The organism is Pararhodobacter zhoushanensis, from assembly GCF_003990445.1.
GTDB lineage: Bacteria > Pseudomonadota > Alphaproteobacteria > Rhodobacterales > Rhodobacteraceae > Pararhodobacter > Pararhodobacter zhoushanensis.
Map to the genome: position 1 here is coordinate 256,550 of NZ_REEZ01000005.1, position 17,209 is coordinate 273,758.

Consider the following 17,209-nt stretch of genomic DNA (forward strand, 5'->3'; position numbering starts at 1 on the left):
GCCTTTGGGCAGGGGGGCGTTAGCCCCCCCTAACACTACGTGTCACACGATGACGTCCAGCGCCTGCTGCGCGCCCAGTTCGAACACACGCTTGTAGCGCGCGATCTCGTCCGCCGGGCCCATAGCCTTGTTGGGGTTATCCGACAGCTTTACCGTTGGCCTTCCGTCCGCCGAGATCGCCTTGCAGACCAGCGAGAACGGCGCAAGGGCGTCGTCGGCAACAAGACCGCGGAAGTCATTGGTCAACAGCGTACCCCAGCCGAAGGAGACCTTCACCCGGCCTGCAAACTGCCTGTGCAGGGCTTCGATCTTGTCCACATCCAGCCCGTCCGAAAAGATCACCAGCTTGTTCGTCGGGTCTTCGCCCCGTTCTTTCCACCAGCGTATCGCCCCCTCTGCCCCCTCGGCAGGATCGCCGGAATCGATGCGCATCCCCGTCCAGCCCGCCAGCCAGTCCGGGGCATGCTTCAGAAAGCCTGCGGTGCCATACGTGTCGGGCAGGATGATGCGCAGGTTGCCGTCGTGTTCCTCGTGCCAGTCCGCCAGCACCTTGTAGGGTGCCTGCGCCAGTTCCGCGTCGCTGTCGGCAAGGGCGGCGTAGACCATCGGCAATTCATGCGCATTGGTGCCAATCGCCTCGATCTCGCGGCGCATGGCGATCTTGCAGTTTGAGGTGCCGGTGAAGGCATCGCCCAGCCCCTCCATCATCGCCTGTACGCACCAGTCCTGCCACAGGTGCGAATGCCGCCGCCTTGTGCCGAAATCGGCCAGTTTCAGCCCCGGTATGGCACGCAGGCGTTCGACCTTTTCCCAGACCCGGCTCATCGCGCGGGCATAGAGCACTTCCAGCTCGAACTTGCCCATGCTCTTGAGCACCGCGCGCGAGCGCAGCTCCATCAGGATCGCCAGTGCCGGGATCTCCCAGAGCATGACCTCGGGCCAGGCACCCTCAAACGTCAGCTCGTACTGACCGTCGCGCTTTTCCAGCTGGTAGGGAGGCAGGCGCAGGGCTTCGAACCACTCCATGAAATCCGAGCGGAACATCTGCCGCTTGCCATAGAAGGTATTGCCCCGCAGCCAGGTGCTTTCCCCCCGCGTCAGCGAGAGCGAGCGCACGTGATCCAGCTGCTCACGCAATTCGCCCTCGTCGATCAAATCGGCCAGCCGCACGTCTTTCGAGCGGTTGATCAGGCTGAACGTGACGCGCGTCTCGGGCTGGTTGCGAAAGATCGACTGGCACATCAGAAGCTTGTAAAAGTCGGTGTCGATCAGCGACCGGACGATCGGGTCGATCTTCCAGTTGTGATTATGGACGCGGGTTGCGATATCGACCATCTCGGCCCTCCTGCCGCACAAGGGCGTTTGAACCCTCTTAGCGGCACGGAACCGAAGGTGCAAAGCCCCAAAGGGCGGAAAGGACGGGCGATATGCCGGCGGATATCGGAGTTCTGGGCGCCGGGGCCTTTGGAACCGCTTTGGCGATCGCGCTCGCGCAGGCGGGGAAGCGCGTTGTGCTTTGGGCGCGGGACGCCGGGCAGGCTGCTGCGATGGCGGCTGCGCGTGAGAATGTCGCGCGGCTGCCGGGCGCTGCGTTCCCCGGCGGGCTGCACCCCACCGCCGATTTCGCGCTGGCGGCGCAGGCCCCGGTTCTGCTGCTGGCCGTCCCGACGCAGACCCTGCGCGGTCTGGCCGAAGCGCAGGCGGCACAGCTGGCCGGGCGGCGGCTGGTGGTGTGCTGCAAAGGGGTCGAACTGGGCACCGGGTTGCTACCGACGCAGGTGCTGGGGCAGGTGATCCCGGGCGCACAGACGGCGGTGCTGACCGGGCCGAGCTTTGCCGCCGATATCGCCAGGGGCAAGCCGACCGCGCTGACGCTGGCGGTCGAGGGGGCGGGCGGCGAGGCACTGCAGGCGGCGCTGGCGACGCACAACCTGCGGCTCTATCTGGCGCATGACGTGATGGGCGCACAATGGGGCGGGGCGCTGAAGAACGTGGTCGCCATCGCTGCGGGGGTCGTGCTCGGCGCAGGCTTCGGCGAAAGCGCTCGCGCGGCGCTGATGACCCGCGGCTTCGCCGAGATCGGGCGGCTGGCCCAGTCACGCGGCGCGCAGGCCGAGACGCTCTGGGGTCTCTCGGGCTTTGGTGATCTGGTGCTGACCTGTACCTCGGACAAATCGCGCAACTTCCGTCACGGACAGGCGATCGGCCGCGGCGAGGCGCCGGACCTGACCCAGACAGTCGAGGGCGTGATGACCGCCCACGCCATCGCGCAGGATGCCGACCCCGATATGCTCCCGGTTACCTGTATGGTCTCGGCCTTGCTGCGCGAGCAGGTCAGCCTTGAGCAGGCAAAAGACCTGCTCCTGTCGCGCCCGCTGCGCAACGAACGCGGTTGATCAACCTCCGCCCGATGATGCGAGCGGAGCGCGCGGGCAAGCCCACGCGCGTTCCTTTTCGTGCGTTAAGGGGGGCCTTCTGCCCCCCTCTTCGGCTGAAGCCGAATTCACCCCCTGAGGATATTTGCAGACAGAAAATGCGCGGCTAACGGAAGGTTAACGCCCCTATTTTCTGTCTGCAAATATCCCGGGGGCGGGCCGGAACGGCCCGGCGGGGGCAGCGCCCCCGGCGCGGCGCGAGGGCCCTCGATGGGCCCGAGCGCCGCTCACCCTTCGGGCACGAAGCTGGTAAACCGTGCCTGCTGGGCGATCAGCACCGCCTGCGTCCGGCTCTGCACGCCGAGTTTACGCATGATCGCGGTGACATGCGCCTTCACCGTCGTTTCGGCGATCGACAGCTCCCACGCGATCTGTTTGTTCAACCGTCCCTGACACAGCAGTTCCAGGATGCGGGCCTGTTGGCGGGTCAGTTGGGCGAGGCGGGCGACGGATTCGGCGCTGGCGTCGGCTTCATCCGCCGCGATCCCTTCGGGCAGCCATGTCCGCCCATGCCCTAGCGCGTCCAGCGCTGCGCGGACGCTGTCGCGACCGGCGTGCTTGGGCACAAAGCCCGCTGCTCCGGCGGCCAGCGCCGCCCGGATCAGCCGCGGTTCGGCCATGGAAGATACCACCAGCACCGGCACCTCAGGGTGCGTGGCGCGCAGACGGAGTAGACCATCGAGCCCGTCAACGTCGGGCAGGTCGAGGTCAAGCAGCACCAGATCCGGCTGTGGCGCCCTTTCCAGACGCTCCAGCGCAGCGCCCAGGGAATGCGCCGTATCCACCGCGATGTTGCCCGCGATGCCACGCAAGGTCAGCGCCAGCGCGTCACAAAAAAGCGGGTGGTCTTCGATGATCAGGGCGTGGGCAAAGGTCTGGGCGCTGGCGGTCATGGGCTGGCTCCGGGTCTTGGGCGCCCACGATAGCAGGCTGCACGCCATCCCGGAACCGCCCGTCCATGCGACGAAGGTCTGAGAGACAAAAGCCTGCTTTCACAGCCTGCGCCGGTGCCCTAAGGTGCCCGCGACCCAGGGAGGATTTTGTCATGCAGATGATCGACAGCCGTATTATTGCCGCCCCGCCTGCCGTGGTCTGGGCCGCGCTTCTGGATGCCGAGGTACTCAAATCCGCTGTGCCCGGTTGCGAAGAGCTGAGTGGTTCGGTGGAAGAGGGCTATGAGGCCGCCGTTGTGCAAAAGGTTGGCCCGGTCAAGGCGCGCTTTGCCGGTCGTGTCACCTTCGCCGATATCGTCGAACTGCAGAGCCTGACCCTGCTCGGTGAGGGCAAGGGCGGCGCTGCCGGGTTCGCCAAGGGCGAGGCCAAGGTCGCGCTGGAGCCTGAGACGCTGGAGGATGGCAGCGAGGGCACCAAGCTGTCCTATCAGGTCGATGCCAAGGTAGGCGGCAAGCTGGCGCAGCTGGGCAGTCGCATCATCGACGGTTTCGCACGCAAGATGGCGGATGATTTCTTCGCCCGCTTTGCCGATGCCGTCGAAGGCCCCAAAGCCGACGCGCCTGAAGCCGAAGCCGAGGGCGACGCGCCCAAGAAGGGCTGGTTCAAGCGGATGCTGGGCGACTAACGCAGCCACCCCAACGGATCAACCCCGATCACCAGCGGGTGCAACGCGATCAGTGCGGCCCACGTGACCACCCCTGCCAGGCTGGGCCAGAGCGGCAAGGCCGCAATACCGCGTAGCGAAAGCAGCGCGGTGTTGCGGGCGAGGCGGTCCCAGTCGGGCATCATACGGCGCTTGCGGCGGTCGATTGCCGCCATGCCGAGTAGTGCAAAAATGCCCATCGGCGCGAACAACAGCAGATGTGCCAGATCGCCGTTGGCCAGCGTGTGGGCCAGCGCCCAGAGCGCCAGCGCCAGCAGGACCGGGTGACGGGTGACGCCCGCGACACCGGGGCGCTCAGGATCAAAGGGCGCGGCGCGGCTGCCAAAGCTGAACGGGTTCACCCCGGCCAGCGCCTGTGCCACCAGCACGCAGGCCAGCAGCATCAGCCCCAGCGCCGCCCATGCCTGCCACACAGCGAGGGACCAGAGCGGCACATAGGGTGCCCGCCCCGCTCCCACGATCACCCAGGCCAGCAGCGCGACCGACAGCGCCGAATAGGCCAGCGTGAAACCACCGGCCCCTAGCCGGGCGACAAGGGGCGCTTTCACCCTTGGCCAGACCATCAGCCGGTGAGAGCCGACAAACACCGCCATCGCGGCCACAAAGCTGCCCCATCCATCCATGCCGCTCACAGTGACGACAGCCGCGCCCGGTTGCAATTGACCCCGCGCGCAGAACCGCGACAATGCGGTCGAAATCTCTGGAGGCGCTATGCACACCGAACCCGGCCCCGATGGGCAACACCGCTGCTGGTGGTGTCTCTCGACCCCGCAATACATCGCCTATCATGATGACGACTGGGGCTATCCGGTGGGCGAGGATCAGCGCCTGTTCGAAAAGCTGACGCTTGAGGCGTTCCAGTCCGGTCTGAGTTGGCGCACGATTCTGGAAAAACGTGACACGTTCCGGCTGGCCTTTGCCGGGTTCGATGCGCAAAAAGTCGCGGCGTTCGATGAGGGCGATGTCGAGCGGTTGTTGCAGGACAAGGGTATCGTGCGCCATCGCGGCAAGATCGAAGCGACGATCAACAACGCCCGCCGGTTGCTGGAACTGCAGGCAACCGGCACCAGCTTTGCCGCCTATGTCTGGGGCTATGAGCCGAGCGAGGCCCCGACGCCGGGGATCGCCAGTTCGCCTGCCTCGGTTGCGATGTCCAAGGATCTGAAGAAGCGGGGCTGGAAATTTGTTGGCCCGACAACGGTTTACGCCTTCATGCAGGCGATCGGCATGGTCAACGACCACCTGCCCGCCTGCGCGCACCACGCCAAGGCCGAGGCCGCGCGCGCCAGCTTCGAGCGCCCCACGGCATGATCCCGCCCAGCTACGAGCCCCTTGTCGCGCCCGCGCGGCCCCGCCGTCAGCTGTGGCGGACGGTGCTGGGGCTGGCCATCGCGATTGCGATTTATGTCTTGTGGATGGTCGCCATGGGGGCGGTGCTGTGGGCGTGGCAGGGCGGGGATGTGTTCTCGGTCCAGCTGGGGCAGATCAGCACCGGGTCCGACCCTTGGTCGCTGATTTTGCTGCTGAGCACCTTTCTGGGCGGCTGGGTCGGGCTGTGTGTGACGATGCACCTGCTGCACCGCCGCCGCCTGCGCAGCCTGCTGGGCCGCGCGCCGCTGGTGTTGCGCGATTTCGTCACCGGGGTTGTGGCAATGGCAGTGATCGGCGGCGGGATGACATTGGCGATTGCGCCGTGGCTGCCGCCCCTGGCGCTGACGCCGGATCTGGGGGTGTGGCTGACATTCCTGCCTCTCGCCCTGCTGGGCATTCTGATTCAGACCGGAGCCGAGGAGTTGGTGTTTCGCGGCTATGTGCAAAGCCAGCTGGCGGCGCGGTTCGCGCAGCCGCTGGTGTATCTGATTGTGCCCTCGCTCCTGTTCGGCATGGCGCATTTCAACGCCGAGGAACTGGGCGGGCTGGCGTGGGTCGTTGTTGCGTCGACGGCGCTGTTTGGCCTCATCGCGTCGGATCTCACGCAGCGCACCGGGGCACTGGGACTGGCCTGGGGTCTGCACTTTGCCAATAATGTGCTGGCGATACTGGTGATCAGCGTGATGGGCGGGCTTGACGGTCTGGCCTTGCTGCATCTGCCCGAAGGGGCGGCAGGCGAAGAGCTGCTGCGGCCCTTGCTCTATTCCGATATGATCCTGATGGTGGCCGTCTGGGCGGCCTGTCGTTTGTGGGTGCGCCGCCGGTGAGGCGCGGGCCTGTGTTGCATTCTGGCTGGCCTCGTCCTATCTGGATCCAGCAAAGAGGGGAGACCCGATGAACTGGATCACCAACTACGTCCGCCCGACCATCAATTCGCTGTTCTCGCGCCGCGAGGTGCCCGAGAATCTGTGGTCCAAGTGCCCCGAGTGCGGCACCATGCTGTTCCACCGCGAACTGACCGATAACCTGCAGGTCTGCACGAACTGCAACCATCACATGGCGATCTCGCCGCGTGAGCGGTTCAAGGCGCTGTTCGACGGCGGCGTGTTCGGCGAGGTCTCGGTGCCCGAGCCGGTCGTCGACCCGCTGCAGTTCCGCGACCAGAAGAAATACCCCGAACGGTTGCGCGGTGCGCAAAAGGCCACCGGCGAGAAAGAGGCGATGCTGGTCGCCGAAGGCGAGCTGGGCCGCATGACCGTCGTGGCGGCTGCGCAGGACTTCAGCTTCATGGCCGGGTCGATGGGCATGTATGTCGGCAACGCGCTGATCGCGGCGGCCGAGCGGGCGATTGCCCACAAGGCCCCGCTGGTGGTGTTCTCGGCCGCTGGCGGCGCGCGTATGCAGGAGGGGATCTTGTCCCTGATGCAGATGCCGCGCACCACGGTGGCGATCCAGATGCTCAAGGAAGCCGGGCTTCCCTATGTCTGCGTGCTGACCCATCCGACGACCGGCGGCGTCACCGCGTCTTATGCGATGCTGGGCGACGTGCAGATCGCCGAGCCGAACGCGCTGATCTGCTTTGCCGGGCCGCGCGTGATCGAGCAGACGATCCGTGAAAAGCTGCCCGAGGGCTTCCAGCGCGCCGAGTATCTGCTGGATCACGGCATGCTCGACCGGGTGACGAACCGCAAAGACATGCGTGATGAGCTGATCACCATCCTGCGCATGCTCAGCGGGTTGCCGCCCGCGGTGGCCGGCGATCTGCCTGCACCCGATGCAGAGACGCTCGCCCCTGTCCCCGCCGACGCACAGACCACGGGTGAACCCCAATCGTGAGCGCGACCAGTTCTGATGTCATCCTCGCCCGGATGCTGGCCCTGCATCCCAAGATCATCGACCTGACGCTCGACCGGATGTGGCGCTTGCTCGCCGCGCTGGGCAATCCGCAGAATGACCTGCCCCCGGTGATCCATATCGCCGGGACCAATGGCAAAGGCTCGACTCAGGCGATGATTCGCGCCGGGCTTGAGGCTGAGGGCAAGCGCGTCCACGCCTATACCTCGCCGCATCTGGCCCGGTTCCACGAGCGGATCCGGCTGGCGGGTGAACTGATCACCGAAGACGCGCTGACCGCGCTGCTGGATGAATGCTACGCGGCCAATGGCGGTGAGGCGATCACCTATTTCGAGATCACCACCTGCGCCGCAATCCTCGCCTTTGCCCGCACCCCGGCGGATTATCTGCTGCTGGAAGTGGGGCTGGGCGGCCGTCTGGACGCCACCAATGTGGTCGAGAAACCGGCGATGACGGTGATCACGCCAGTCTCGGTCGACCACCAGCAATATCTGGGTGACACGCTGGCCGAGATCGCGGGCGAAAAGGCCGGGATCATCAAGCGCGGGGTGCCCTGTGTGGTCGGCCCGCAAGCCGAAGACGGCCTTGCCGTTATCGAGGCGCGGGCCGAACGGCTGGGTGCTGAGGTGATCGCGTCGGGTCAGCACTGGCACGCCTTTGAAGAACGCGGGCGGCTGGTGTTTCAGGACGAGACCGGCCTGCTGGATCTGCCGCTGCCCAACTTGCCCGGACCGCATCAGATCGAGAACGCCGGGGCCGCTCTGGCGGTGCTGCGTGCGCTGGGATTTGGCAGTGCGGCGTTCGAGGCTGCTGTTACCAAAGCCTACTGGCCCGCGCGCATGCAACGCCTGCGCCACGGCCCGCTGATCGACGCGGCACCCAGGGCCGAGCTGTGGCTGGACGGCGGGCATAACCCGGCCGCAGGTCTGGCAATTGCCGCGACGCTCGACCGCTTGGCCAAACGCCCCACATGGCTGATCTGCGGGATGCTGAACACCAAGGACATCAAGGGGTTCATGACGCCGCTGATGGGCCACGCCGAGGCGCTCTATGCAGTGTCGATCCCCGGCGAGGCGGCGACGCTGAGCGCCGAGGCGACAGCAGCGGCGGCACAGGCCGCAGGCCTGCAGGCGCAGACCGCAGGTTCGGTGCTGGAGGCGCTGCAAGCGATCACCCGCGACGTGCCGGAAGCGCGCGTGCTGATCTGCGGCTCGCTGTATCTGGCGGGCGGCGTGCTGCGCGAGAACGGCTGACGGCAACGCTTTGGCGGGCCGGGCAAGGGGGGCTTTCAGCCCCCCTCTTCGCTTTCAGCGAATTCACCCCCTGAGGATATTTGAAGCATAAAGTTGGGCATGGTTAACGCGGTGTTAACCGCGCGCTTTTCACGGGCGGATCATCACCTTGCCGGTGCTGGTGGCATAGGCGGGCAGGATGCCGTCGAGGGCCTGGTGCAGGGGTAATTCGGCGGCGACGCGGGTGGTCCAGGTGCCTGTGGCGAAGCGGGTCTGCACCTGTTTGACGACAGCGGCGACCCGGTCGGCAGGGGCCGAGGGGAGCCAGCGGCTGAGCCAGAAGCCCTCGATATGCTTGTCCATAAAGATGAACTGGCCCATCTGGGTCAGCGACGGGGCGTCGTCGCTCATCTTGCCGTAACTGACCCAGCGCGCGCCCGAGGGCATGGCGAAGAACAGATCCGCCGTGGCCTGATCGCCCACCGCGTCGAGCAGAACGCGGGGTTTGTGCGCCTTGAGCACGGTGGCGGCCTGAGCGCGGAAGTCGGGGGCGTTGGTGACCAGCACCTCGGCGGCACCAGCGTCACGCAGGGCGTCTTCCTCGCCGGGGCGGCGGATGACGGCGATGGCGGTCAGGCCTTCGTCGCGGGCGAGGCCGAGGATCAGGCGGCCGAGTTGCGAGCTGGCGGCGTTAACCACGAACGCCTGCCCACCGCTGCGCGCCCGCTCGACCAGCGCGACGGCGGTCAGCGGGTTCACGATCAGCGCCGCGCCATCGATGTCGCTGACGGCATCGTCGAGGGGGATGCAGAGCGTTGCATCGGCGATGGCGTGTTGGGCCCAGGCCCCGGTTCCGGTGCCGAGGAAGGCGACTCGCTGGCCGAGCAGAGCGTCCGCGCCGTTGGTGGCAATCACGCGGCCCACGCCTTCAAAGCCCGCAGCATGACCCTGAACGCGGGGCTGGCCATAGCCGCCTTGCACGAAGAACAGGTCCGAGGGGTTTACCGGGCTGAGGATCACCTCGATCAGCACTTGGCCGGGGACGAGTGGGGGCAAAGCGACCTCCCGCAGGTCGAGGAAGGGCGCGAGGCTGTCAGGCACCTGCGGCGTCGGGGCCTTGGCGTAGCCGCCTTCGCGCAGGGCGAGGGCAAGGGTCGTCGTGGGCTGGGTCATCGGGTGGGCCTCCGTGGCTTTGTCTGCATGCTAGCGGTCGTGCGGCGACGCGCCTAGCGCGGCAAAAGGACGGGGACGCCACGTCAGCCGGGCAGGGTACGCTTGCCCCGCCGCAAGGGGCGGGGCAGCATGCGGGGAAACGGGGGAGGGTTTATGGCGCGTATCATTCTGGTTCACGGGGCTTGGGGGAATGCGAAAAGCTGGGCGGCGGTCGAGCCTTTGCTGACGGAGGCGGGGCATCAGGTCGAGGCGCTGGACTTGCCGGGGCACGGGCGCGGGGCGGAGCCTTCGGGCGAGATCGGGCAGGCCGCGTATGTGGACTATGTCGAGGCGCGGCTGTTGGCCGGGCCGCCCGCGCTGCTGGTCGGGCACTCGATGGGCGGGATCGTGATCGCGCAGGTGGCGTCAAGGCAGCCTGAACAGGTGCGGGCCTGCGTGTTCGTGACGGCGCTGTTGCCGCGCGATGGGGAGAGCCTGCTGGGGTTGATCCGCCAACAGGCAACACCGGGTGTGATGGGCGCGGTCCGCAAGGGGCCGGTGCTGGGAACCACGGTGCTGGATCCGGCGGCGGCAGAGGTGCTGTTCCCTGATGCGACGGCGAAGGCTGCAGCGCTGGCGATGTCGGCGATGAGCGTGCAGTCGGACAAGGCGCAGAAGGACAAGGCCGTGATCGGGCCGGGCTTTGCTTCCGTGCCACGCGCCTATGTGTTCTGTGATCAGGACCTTGTGGTGACACCCGTGCTGCAACGCCAGATGGTCGCTGCGACGCCCTGCGAGGCAGAATTCACGCTGCACTGCGGACACGCGCCCATGCTGACGCAACCAAAGGCTCTGGCGGAGATCTTGCTGGGCCTGGCGGTGGGGTAACTGGTTTCGCCCGTGGGGGACCGGGCAGGGGGGCGTTGCCCCCCTCTTGGCCTGACGGCCAATTCACCCCCCAGGATATTTGGAGACAGATGATAAGGGTTCGTTAACCCTGCTTCATTTTCTGTCTGAAAATATCCACGGGGGGATTTTCAAGGGGGGCGCGTGCGTCCCCCTTGAAGCAGGTTTGGGCGGCAGCCCATGCGGGCCGAGGGGGCTCGATGCCCCCGAGGCCCGCACTCTTAGTTCAGGATCCCGGCGTGGCGCATGGCCGCGTCGATCACCGCTCCGGTGCTGTCGGTGACGCCCAGCAGCGGCAGGCGGACCTCGTTTTCGCAATGGCCCAGCCGCGACAGCGCGTATTTGGCGCCGGCGAGGCCCGGTTCGATGAAGATCGCGGTGTGCAGCGGCATCAGGCGGTCCTGATACTCGAGCGCCAGCGCGTAATCCCCGGCCAGCGTGGCCTCCTGGAACTGTGCGCAGAGCCGCGGCGCGACATTGGCCGTGACCGAGATACACCCGGTGCCGCCATGGGCATTGAAGCCCAGCGCCGTCGCATCCTCGCCCGAGAGCTGGATGAAATCCTTGCCGCAGGTGTCGCGCTGCATCGAAACACGCTCGATCTTGCCGGTGGCATCCTTGACCCCGATGATGCGCGGCAGTTTGGCCAGCTCGCCCATCGTTTCGGGGGACATGTCCACGACCGAACGGCCCGGAATGTTGTAGATGATGATCGGCAGGGACGAGGCATCATGCAGCGCGCGGAAATGCGCGATCAGCCCGGCTTGCGTCGGCTTGTTGTAGTAGGGGGTCACAACCAGCGCCGCGTCGGCGCCGACCTTTTGCGCGTGTTTGAGCAGACGGATCGCCTCGACCGTGTTGTTCGAACCGGCACCGGCGACAACCGGGACACGGCCCTTCACGGCCTTGACCACGGCCTCGACGACCTGTTCGTGCTCTTCATGCGTCAAGGTCGGGCTTTCGCCGGTGGTTCCCACGGGCACGAGCCCATGGCTACCTTCAGCGATATGCCACTCGACCAAGGCCGCGAGCGCCTCGAAATCGACCGCACCGTTCTTGAACGGCGTGATCAGGGCGGGAAGCGATCCCCGGAACATCCTGTACTCCTCTTGGTGGTCCGATCTCAGAGTTCTGCGCGCGGGGGCGGACCTGACCCCATTGTGTGTTGCGCAGACGTCCCACGCGGTTAGACTCTCTGGACCTCCTTTTCAAGAGTAAGCATGCGCCGTTACCCTGCCGTTCTCACCCTCGCCGCCCTTGGCGTCGCCAGTCCCGCTTTGTCCTGGGACGGCCCGCCGCCACCCCGGGCGGGCGGGGCCATCGGTGCCTTGGTCAGTGCCGTGCGGGCGGGCGATGCGCAGGGTTTCGCCGCTCTGCGCGATGCGGCGGGGCCGGTGGGTGTGCGGGTCGCGACATGGCGGATCCTGCGCGAAGGCATTGCGGGCGATTTTTCCACCTATGTCGCGTTCGAGGCCTCGCACCGTGACTGGCCCGGCATGGACCTGCTGCGCGCAAGGGCCGAATCGCGGATGGCGGACCAGCCGCCCGACGTGATCCTCAGCTGGTTCGCCACGCGCCAGCCGCAGACCGGGCAGGGCTATCTGGCGCTGTTGGCCGCGCAGGTTGCGACCGGTGCGGACCCGACAGAAACGTTGCGCATCCTTTGGCTGGAGCGTGAGCTGGACGCCGCCACCGAAGAGCAGCTGTTGGCCACGCATGGCGACTTTCTGCGCCCGCTCAACGCCGCGCGGCTGGATGCGCTGCTGTGGGACGGCGAGCGTGCCGCAGCCGAACGGATGATGCCGCGCGTCACCGCGGGGCAGGTCGCGCTGGCGCGCGCGCGGCTGGCCTTGCAGGCCCGCGCGGACGGGGTTGACGCGATGATTTCCGCCGTGTCCGCGTCACTGGCCGATGATCCCGGCCTTGCCTATGACCGGTTCCGCTGGCGGCTGGCGCGCGGGATGACCGACGGCGCCGCCGAGCTTCTGCGCGCCCAGTCCGCCGACAACCTTGGCCGGCCCGAGGCCTGGGCCGGGCAACGCGCGCGCCTGTCGCGCAACGCGATGGACGCGGGCGACGCGCAGCTGGCCTATGATCTGGCGGCGAACCACGGGTTGACCGACCATGGCAGCGCGATGGCGGATCTGGAGTGGCTGGCGGGCTATATCGCGCTGCGCTTTCTCAACCGGCCCGCCGAGGCGCTGGGGCATTTCCAGACACTGCGAGAGCGCTCGGTCAGCCCCATTACGCTGGGCCGCGCCGGGTATTGGGAGGGGCGGGCGCAAGAGGCGCTGGGCAACCCGGAAGCGGCGCAGGAAGCCTATGCTTTTGGCGCGCTCTACCAGACCGCGTTCTATGGCCAGCTCGCCGCCGAGCGGATCGGTCAGCCGCTGGACCCGGCGCTGATCGCGCCCTCCACCTATCCCGACTGGCACACGTTGCCACTGGCGAACTCGGAAATCCTGCAGGCCGCGCTGCTGCTGCATGCCTCGGGCCAATGGTACGAAGCGCGGCGCTTCACGCTGCAACTGGCCGAGAACCTCGAGACCGAGGCCGAACTGGGATCGCTGGCGCAGCTCTGGCTGGACCGGGGCGAGCCGAATTTCGCGCTCAGGATCGCAAAGTTGGCGATCACGCGGGGCATTCTGTTGCCGCATGCCTATTTCCCGGTGACCGAGCTTGCGACCATGCAACTGGCAGTGCCCGCCGATCTGGTCCTGTCCATCGCCCGGCGTGAGAGCGAGTTTGATCCCCGCGTCGTCAGCCCCGCCGATGCGCGCGGGTTGATGCAGGTGATGCCCGCGACCGGCGCGCATGTCGCCCGGCAGCTGGGGGTCGGGTTCGAAGAGGGGCTGCTGACCTCGGACCCCGCGTATAATGCGGTGCTGGGGGCCGGGTATCTGCAAGAGATGTCCGAGCAGTTCGGCGGTACGCTGTCGATGGTCGCCGCCGCCTATAACGCCGGACCCGGCCGCCCGACCCGCTGGGCGCGCGAGAACGGCGATCCGCGCGACCCGGCGATGGACCCGGTGGACTGGGTCGAGATGATCCCCTTCACCGAAACCCGCAACTACGTGATGCGGGTGACGGAATCGGTGGTGCTCTACCGCGCGCTGCTGGCTGGCGAGAGCGGGCCGATCCGGCTAACCGATATCCTGCGCGGACGCGATTGAGCGCAGGCCGGTCGGCTTGACCCGGCTGCGGTGAGGCTCTAGCAGGCGGGCGCTGAGACAAGGGAGGCCGCTATGCCCGATCAAGCCCGCAAACCCGCGCTGCAAAGATTGCAGGCCCGGCTGTTCAAGCTGCGGCCTGCCCCGGCTGCCGGGGAACCGGCTGCGCTGACCCTGCGCCCCTATCAGGACGAGGATCTGGCCGCGTTGTCCGACATCTGGCTGCGAGCCTCGCGTCAGGCGCATGGGTTTCTGGGCGAAGAGCGTCTGCGCCGGGATCAGGCGCTGGTCGAAGAGATCTACCTGCCCAAGGCCGAGACCTGGGTCGCCCTTCGCGGCACGCAGCCGGTCGGGTTTATCGGGCTGCTGGAAAGTTTTGTCGGCGGGCTGTTCGTCGATCCCGCTGCCCATGGGCAGGGGATCGGGCGGGCGCTGATGGCGTTGGCGCGGGAGAAAAAAGGCACGCTGGAGCTTGAGGTCTACACCGACAACAGCCGTGCGATGGCGTTCTATCGGCAGCTTGGGTTTGAAGAGGTCTCGCGCCGCAGCGACGACGATCAGGGCGCGCCGTTCGAGAACGTCGTGCTGCGCCTGCTGGGCTGAGGTCTCTTGGATAGCGCGGGCAGAAGGGGGGCGTTGCCCCCCTCTTTGCTGCGCAAATTCACCCCCCAGGATATTTAGAGCATAAAGTTGGCAAGGCGCGTTGCGCGGTCAGGCCGTCGCGCCTTTGCCGTGGCAGACGGGGCAATCGGCGCGGGCATGCGTGGTCATGCGGCGGGATTCGCCATAGAGGCCGTCGTAGATCACCAGCGCGCCGCGCAGGGACGCACCGGCATGGGTCAGGGTCTTGAGCGCCTCGACGGCCATCATCGATCCAAGGACGCCGGGCAGCGGGGCGATGACGCCCGCCTCGGCGCAGCTGGGGACGAGGCCGGGGGCGGGGCGCTCGGGGAAGAGGCATTCAAAGCACGGACCGCCGCGCGCGGGGTCATAGAGGGCGATCTGCCCCTCCCATTGCGTGATGGCGGCGGCGATCAGCGGTTTGCTGCACTGCACGGCGATGCGGTTGGTCAGGTAGCGGGTGTCGAAATTATCGGTGCCGTCGAGGATCAGGTCATACTGCGCAAAGAGCTGCTCGGCCTCGGCTTCGGTCAGGCGGCGGTTGTAGGGTTGCACCGTGACGAAAGGGTTGAGCGCCTGCATCTGCGCCTGCGCCGAGAAGACCTTGGGCATGCCGATGCGCGCGTCGGTGTGGATGATCTGGCGTTGCAGGTTGGTGCCATCAACGGTGTCATCGTCGATTACCCCGATGGTGCCGACCCCCGCCGCCGCCAGATAGAGCAGGGCGGGCGAGCCGAGGCCGCCAGCGCCGATGACCAGAACCTTGGCCTGTTTGAGCGCGCGCTGGCCGGGGCCGCCGACCTCGCGCAGCATCATGTGGCGGGCGTAGCGGGTGAGTTCGGTGTCCGTGAACACCGGCTTGGGCGCGGTGTCGGGCTGTGCGGGCGCTTTGGCATGGGCGCGGTTGCGCAGGCGGGCGAGCAGGGCGCGGTAGCCCCAGACGGCCAGCGCGAGGATTGCCAGCACCAGCCAGGGGCGCGCGTCGCCGCCGGTGTTGACGCGGAAGGGGATTTCGGCGGGCAGCAACAGGTGGGCGGCAACGATGGCCAGCCAGACCACGCCCAGCACCACCAGCCGCACGCGCATCGGCACGCCAAACACCCAGGCCAGCGCCCAGAGAGCCGCTGCGGCGAACAGCAGCGCCATCATCAGCTGCGACCCGTCGAGCCAAAGCCGCCGGTGCCGCGCGGGGTATCGCCCAGTACATCGACCGGGGTGAAGCGGGCCTGCACGACCGGGGCGACGATCAGTTGGGCAATGCGCTCGCCGTGCTGGATCGTGTAGGGATCGTCGGACAGGTTGATCAGTGGCACGCCGACCAGACCGCGATAATCGCTGTCGATGGTGCCGGGCGTGTTGGGCAGGGTGACGCCGAATTTCAGCGCAAGGCCCGAGCGCGGGCGGACCTGTACTTCGAAGCCGTGGGGGATTTCCAGCATCAAGCCGGTGGGAATCAGTGCGCGGTGCCACGGGTCGAGGGTAAAGCCGGTGGCGCGATCCTCGGGGCGCAGATTGGCGCGGATGTCCGCGCCAGCAGAGCCTGCGGTTTCATAGGCGGGCAGGGCGATCTCGGCGTCGGCCCAGGCCTCGCGGGTCAGTTTGATCTGGACGGTCATGCTAGGTCCTGTGCGATGCGGGCGGCGAGGCGGCGGGCGACCTCGGGCTTGGGAAGGCGGGGCCAGTCTTCAACGCCGCCTTCGCTGATCAGGTGCACGGCGTTTTCGCCGCCGCCCATGATGCCGGTGGCGGGCGAGACGTCATTGGCGACGATCCAGTCGCAGCCCTTGCGGGCGCGTTTGGCCTGCGCGTGGGCGATGACATTCTCGGTCTCGGCGGCGAAGCCGACGACCAACGCCGGGCGCTGGGCGTGGCGCGAGATGGTGGCGAGGATGTCGGGATTCTCGGCGAACTCCAGAACCGGCAGCGGCGCGCCTGCCTGTTTCTTCATCTTCTGCCCGGCCTCGGACTTCACGCGCCAGTCGGCGACGGCCGCAGCAAAGACGGCGGCATCGGCGGGCAGGGCGGCTTCGACGGCTGCCAGCATCTCAAGGGCGGTCTCGACGGCGACAACGGTGACGCCGGGCGGCGGCGGCGTGGTGGCGGGGCCGGTGACGAAGGTGACGTGCGCGCCCAGATCGCGCAGCGCGGCGGCGATAGCACTGCCCTGCTGGCCGCTGGAGCGGTTGGCGATATAGCGCACGGGGTCGATGGGTTCGTGGGTGGGGCCCGAGGTGACGAGGATATGCTTGCCCTTGAGCGGGCCATCGGACAGCGCGGCGTCAATAGCGGCGAGAATCGTGGCGGGTTCCGCGAGGCGACCGGGCCCATGTTCGCCGCAGGCCATGTCGCCACTGTCGGGGCCGACGGTGAGGATGCCGTCGGCGGTGAGGGTTGCGAGATTGCGCTGCGTGGCGGGGTGCTCCCACATGCGCACATTCATCGCCGGCGCAATCAGCACGCGCTTGTCCGTGGCCATCAGCAGGGTCGAGGCGAGGTCATCGGCGTGACCCTGCGCCATCTTGGCCATGAGGTCGGCGGTGGCGGGGGCGACGACGACCAGATCGGCGGCGCGCGAGAGCTGAATATGGCCCATCTCGGCCTCGGTCGTCAGGTCGAAGAGATCGCGGTGCAACGGCTCACCGGCAAGGGCGGCGACGGAGAGGGGGGTGACGAATTCGGCACCACCTTTGGTGAGGACGGGGGTAACCGTCGCTCCTGCGCCTTTGAGCAGGCGAATGAGTTCGAGTGACTTATAGGCTGCGATGCCGCCGCCGATGATCAGAAGGATGCGCTTGCCTGCCAGCATGGATGCCCCCGGTTTGGCCCTGCCCTCGGTGTAGGGGCGGGGGG

The 17,209-nt window shown here is 67.2% G+C and carries 17 protein-coding genes; 9 read left to right on the plus strand and 8 right to left on the minus strand.

Annotated elements, in window-relative coordinates; translation table 11 throughout:
- Window positions 1-42 precede the first annotated feature (42 nt).
- A complete protein-coding gene (gene pncB, locus EAE28_RS13895) occupies window positions 43-1,335 on the minus strand; it encodes a nicotinate phosphoribosyltransferase (protein WP_127107253.1) in 1,293 nt (430 codons plus the stop codon).
- Between the two features lie 92 nt (window positions 1,336-1,427).
- Here pncB and EAE28_RS13900 point away from each other — a divergent pair, with 92 nt between their 5' ends.
- The gene (locus EAE28_RS13900) at window positions 1,428-2,396 is read left to right on the plus strand and encodes an NAD(P)H-dependent glycerol-3-phosphate dehydrogenase (protein ID WP_127107255.1); all 969 of its coding nucleotides are present in this window, start codon (window positions 1,428-1,430) and stop codon (window positions 2,394-2,396) included.
- A gap of 266 nt (window positions 2,397-2,662) precedes the next feature.
- Here the strand turns inward: EAE28_RS13900 and EAE28_RS13905 are convergent, their stop codons facing one another.
- Entirely contained in the window at window positions 2,663-3,328 is a 666-nt protein-coding gene (locus tag EAE28_RS13905; RefSeq protein WP_127107257.1) for a helix-turn-helix transcriptional regulator, read from the minus strand.
- 152 nt (window positions 3,329-3,480) lie between these two features.
- Between EAE28_RS13905 and EAE28_RS13910 the strand changes: the two genes are divergently transcribed.
- On the plus strand, window positions 3,481-4,014 hold the full coding sequence (locus EAE28_RS13910) for an SRPBCC family protein (RefSeq protein WP_127107259.1): 534 nt from the start codon (window positions 3,481-3,483) through the stop codon (window positions 4,012-4,014).
- Here EAE28_RS13910 and EAE28_RS13915 read toward each other — a convergent pair.
- The gene (locus EAE28_RS13915; RefSeq protein ID WP_127107261.1) at window positions 4,011-4,676 is read right to left on the minus strand and encodes an NnrU family protein; all 666 of its coding nucleotides are present in this window, start codon (window positions 4,674-4,676) and stop codon (window positions 4,011-4,013) included. The two genes, EAE28_RS13910 and EAE28_RS13915, sit on opposite strands and share 4 nt — an antisense overlap.
- Window positions 4,677-4,764: 88 nt before the next feature.
- Between EAE28_RS13915 and EAE28_RS13920 the strand changes: the two genes are divergently transcribed.
- The 4 genes from EAE28_RS13920 to EAE28_RS13935 all read left to right on the plus strand — a co-directional run bounded on the left by EAE28_RS13920 (window position 4,765) and on the right by EAE28_RS13935 (window position 8,531).
- A complete protein-coding gene (locus tag EAE28_RS13920) occupies window positions 4,765-5,364 on the plus strand; it encodes a DNA-3-methyladenine glycosylase I (protein WP_127107263.1) in 600 nt (199 codons plus the stop codon).
- Window positions 5,361-6,251: a CPBP family intramembrane glutamic endopeptidase gene (locus EAE28_RS13925; RefSeq protein ID WP_127107265.1), complete on the plus strand. Its 891-nt coding sequence runs from the start codon at window positions 5,361-5,363 to the stop codon at window positions 6,249-6,251. The genes EAE28_RS13920 and EAE28_RS13925 overlap by 4 nt, the downstream gene beginning before the upstream one ends.
- A 67-nt stretch (window positions 6,252-6,318) precedes the next feature.
- A complete protein-coding gene (accD, locus tag EAE28_RS13930; protein ID WP_127107267.1) occupies window positions 6,319-7,260 on the plus strand; it encodes an acetyl-CoA carboxylase, carboxyltransferase subunit beta in 942 nt (313 codons plus the stop codon).
- A gap of 32 nt (window positions 7,261-7,292) precedes the next feature.
- The gene (locus EAE28_RS13935) at window positions 7,293-8,531 is read left to right on the plus strand and encodes a bifunctional folylpolyglutamate synthase/dihydrofolate synthase (protein WP_425466776.1); all 1,239 of its coding nucleotides are present in this window, start codon (window positions 7,293-7,295) and stop codon (window positions 8,529-8,531) included.
- Between the two features lie 129 nt (window positions 8,532-8,660).
- On the opposite strand, the gene EAE28_RS13940 is transcribed toward EAE28_RS13935, so the two are convergent.
- Window positions 8,661-9,683, minus strand: coding sequence for an alcohol dehydrogenase catalytic domain-containing protein (locus EAE28_RS13940; RefSeq protein WP_127107271.1), 1,023 nt, complete (start codon window positions 9,681-9,683; stop codon window positions 8,661-8,663).
- Window positions 9,684-9,836: 153 nt separating this feature from the next.
- On the opposite strand from EAE28_RS13940, the gene EAE28_RS13945 reads away from it, so the two are divergent.
- Window positions 9,837-10,550, plus strand: coding sequence for an alpha/beta fold hydrolase (locus EAE28_RS13945; protein ID WP_164736636.1), 714 nt, complete (start codon window positions 9,837-9,839; stop codon window positions 10,548-10,550).
- A 239-nt stretch (window positions 10,551-10,789) separates the two neighbouring features.
- Here EAE28_RS13945 and dapA read toward each other — a convergent pair whose 3' ends face one another.
- Complete coding sequence (dapA, locus tag EAE28_RS13950; protein WP_127107275.1) at window positions 10,790-11,665, minus strand: 4-hydroxy-tetrahydrodipicolinate synthase; 876 nt, start codon at window positions 11,663-11,665, stop codon at window positions 10,790-10,792.
- A 123-nt stretch (window positions 11,666-11,788) separates the two neighbouring features.
- Between dapA and EAE28_RS13955 the strand changes: the two genes are divergently transcribed.
- On the plus strand, window positions 11,789-13,741 hold the full coding sequence (locus EAE28_RS13955; RefSeq protein WP_127107276.1) for a lytic transglycosylase domain-containing protein: 1,953 nt from the start codon (window positions 11,789-11,791) through the stop codon (window positions 13,739-13,741).
- Between the two features lie 72 nt (window positions 13,742-13,813).
- Window positions 13,814-14,341 carry a GNAT family N-acetyltransferase gene (locus EAE28_RS13960; RefSeq protein WP_127107278.1) on the plus strand — a complete coding sequence of 176 codons (528 nt, stop codon included), beginning with the start codon at window positions 13,814-13,816 and terminating at the stop codon, window positions 14,339-14,341.
- A 108-nt stretch (window positions 14,342-14,449) separates the two neighbouring features.
- Here the strand turns inward: EAE28_RS13960 and EAE28_RS13965 are convergent, their stop codons facing one another.
- The 3 genes from EAE28_RS13965 to coaBC are packed head-to-tail and all read right to left on the minus strand — an operon-like array spanning window position 14,450 to window position 17,165.
- Entirely contained in the window at window positions 14,450-15,508 is a 1,059-nt protein-coding gene (locus EAE28_RS13965; protein ID WP_127107280.1) for a HesA/MoeB/ThiF family protein, read from the minus strand.
- Window positions 15,508-15,975 carry a dUTP diphosphatase gene (dut, locus tag EAE28_RS13970; protein WP_127107282.1) on the minus strand — a complete coding sequence of 156 codons (468 nt, stop codon included), beginning with the start codon at window positions 15,973-15,975 and terminating at the stop codon, window positions 15,508-15,510. Before dut ends, EAE28_RS13965 begins: the two co-directional genes overlap by 1 nt.
- The gene (gene coaBC / locus EAE28_RS13975) at window positions 15,972-17,165 is read right to left on the minus strand and encodes a bifunctional phosphopantothenoylcysteine decarboxylase/phosphopantothenate--cysteine ligase CoaBC (protein ID WP_127107284.1); all 1,194 of its coding nucleotides are present in this window, start codon (window positions 17,163-17,165) and stop codon (window positions 15,972-15,974) included. Before coaBC ends, dut begins: the two co-directional genes overlap by 4 nt.
- Window positions 17,166-17,209 lie beyond the last annotated feature (44 nt).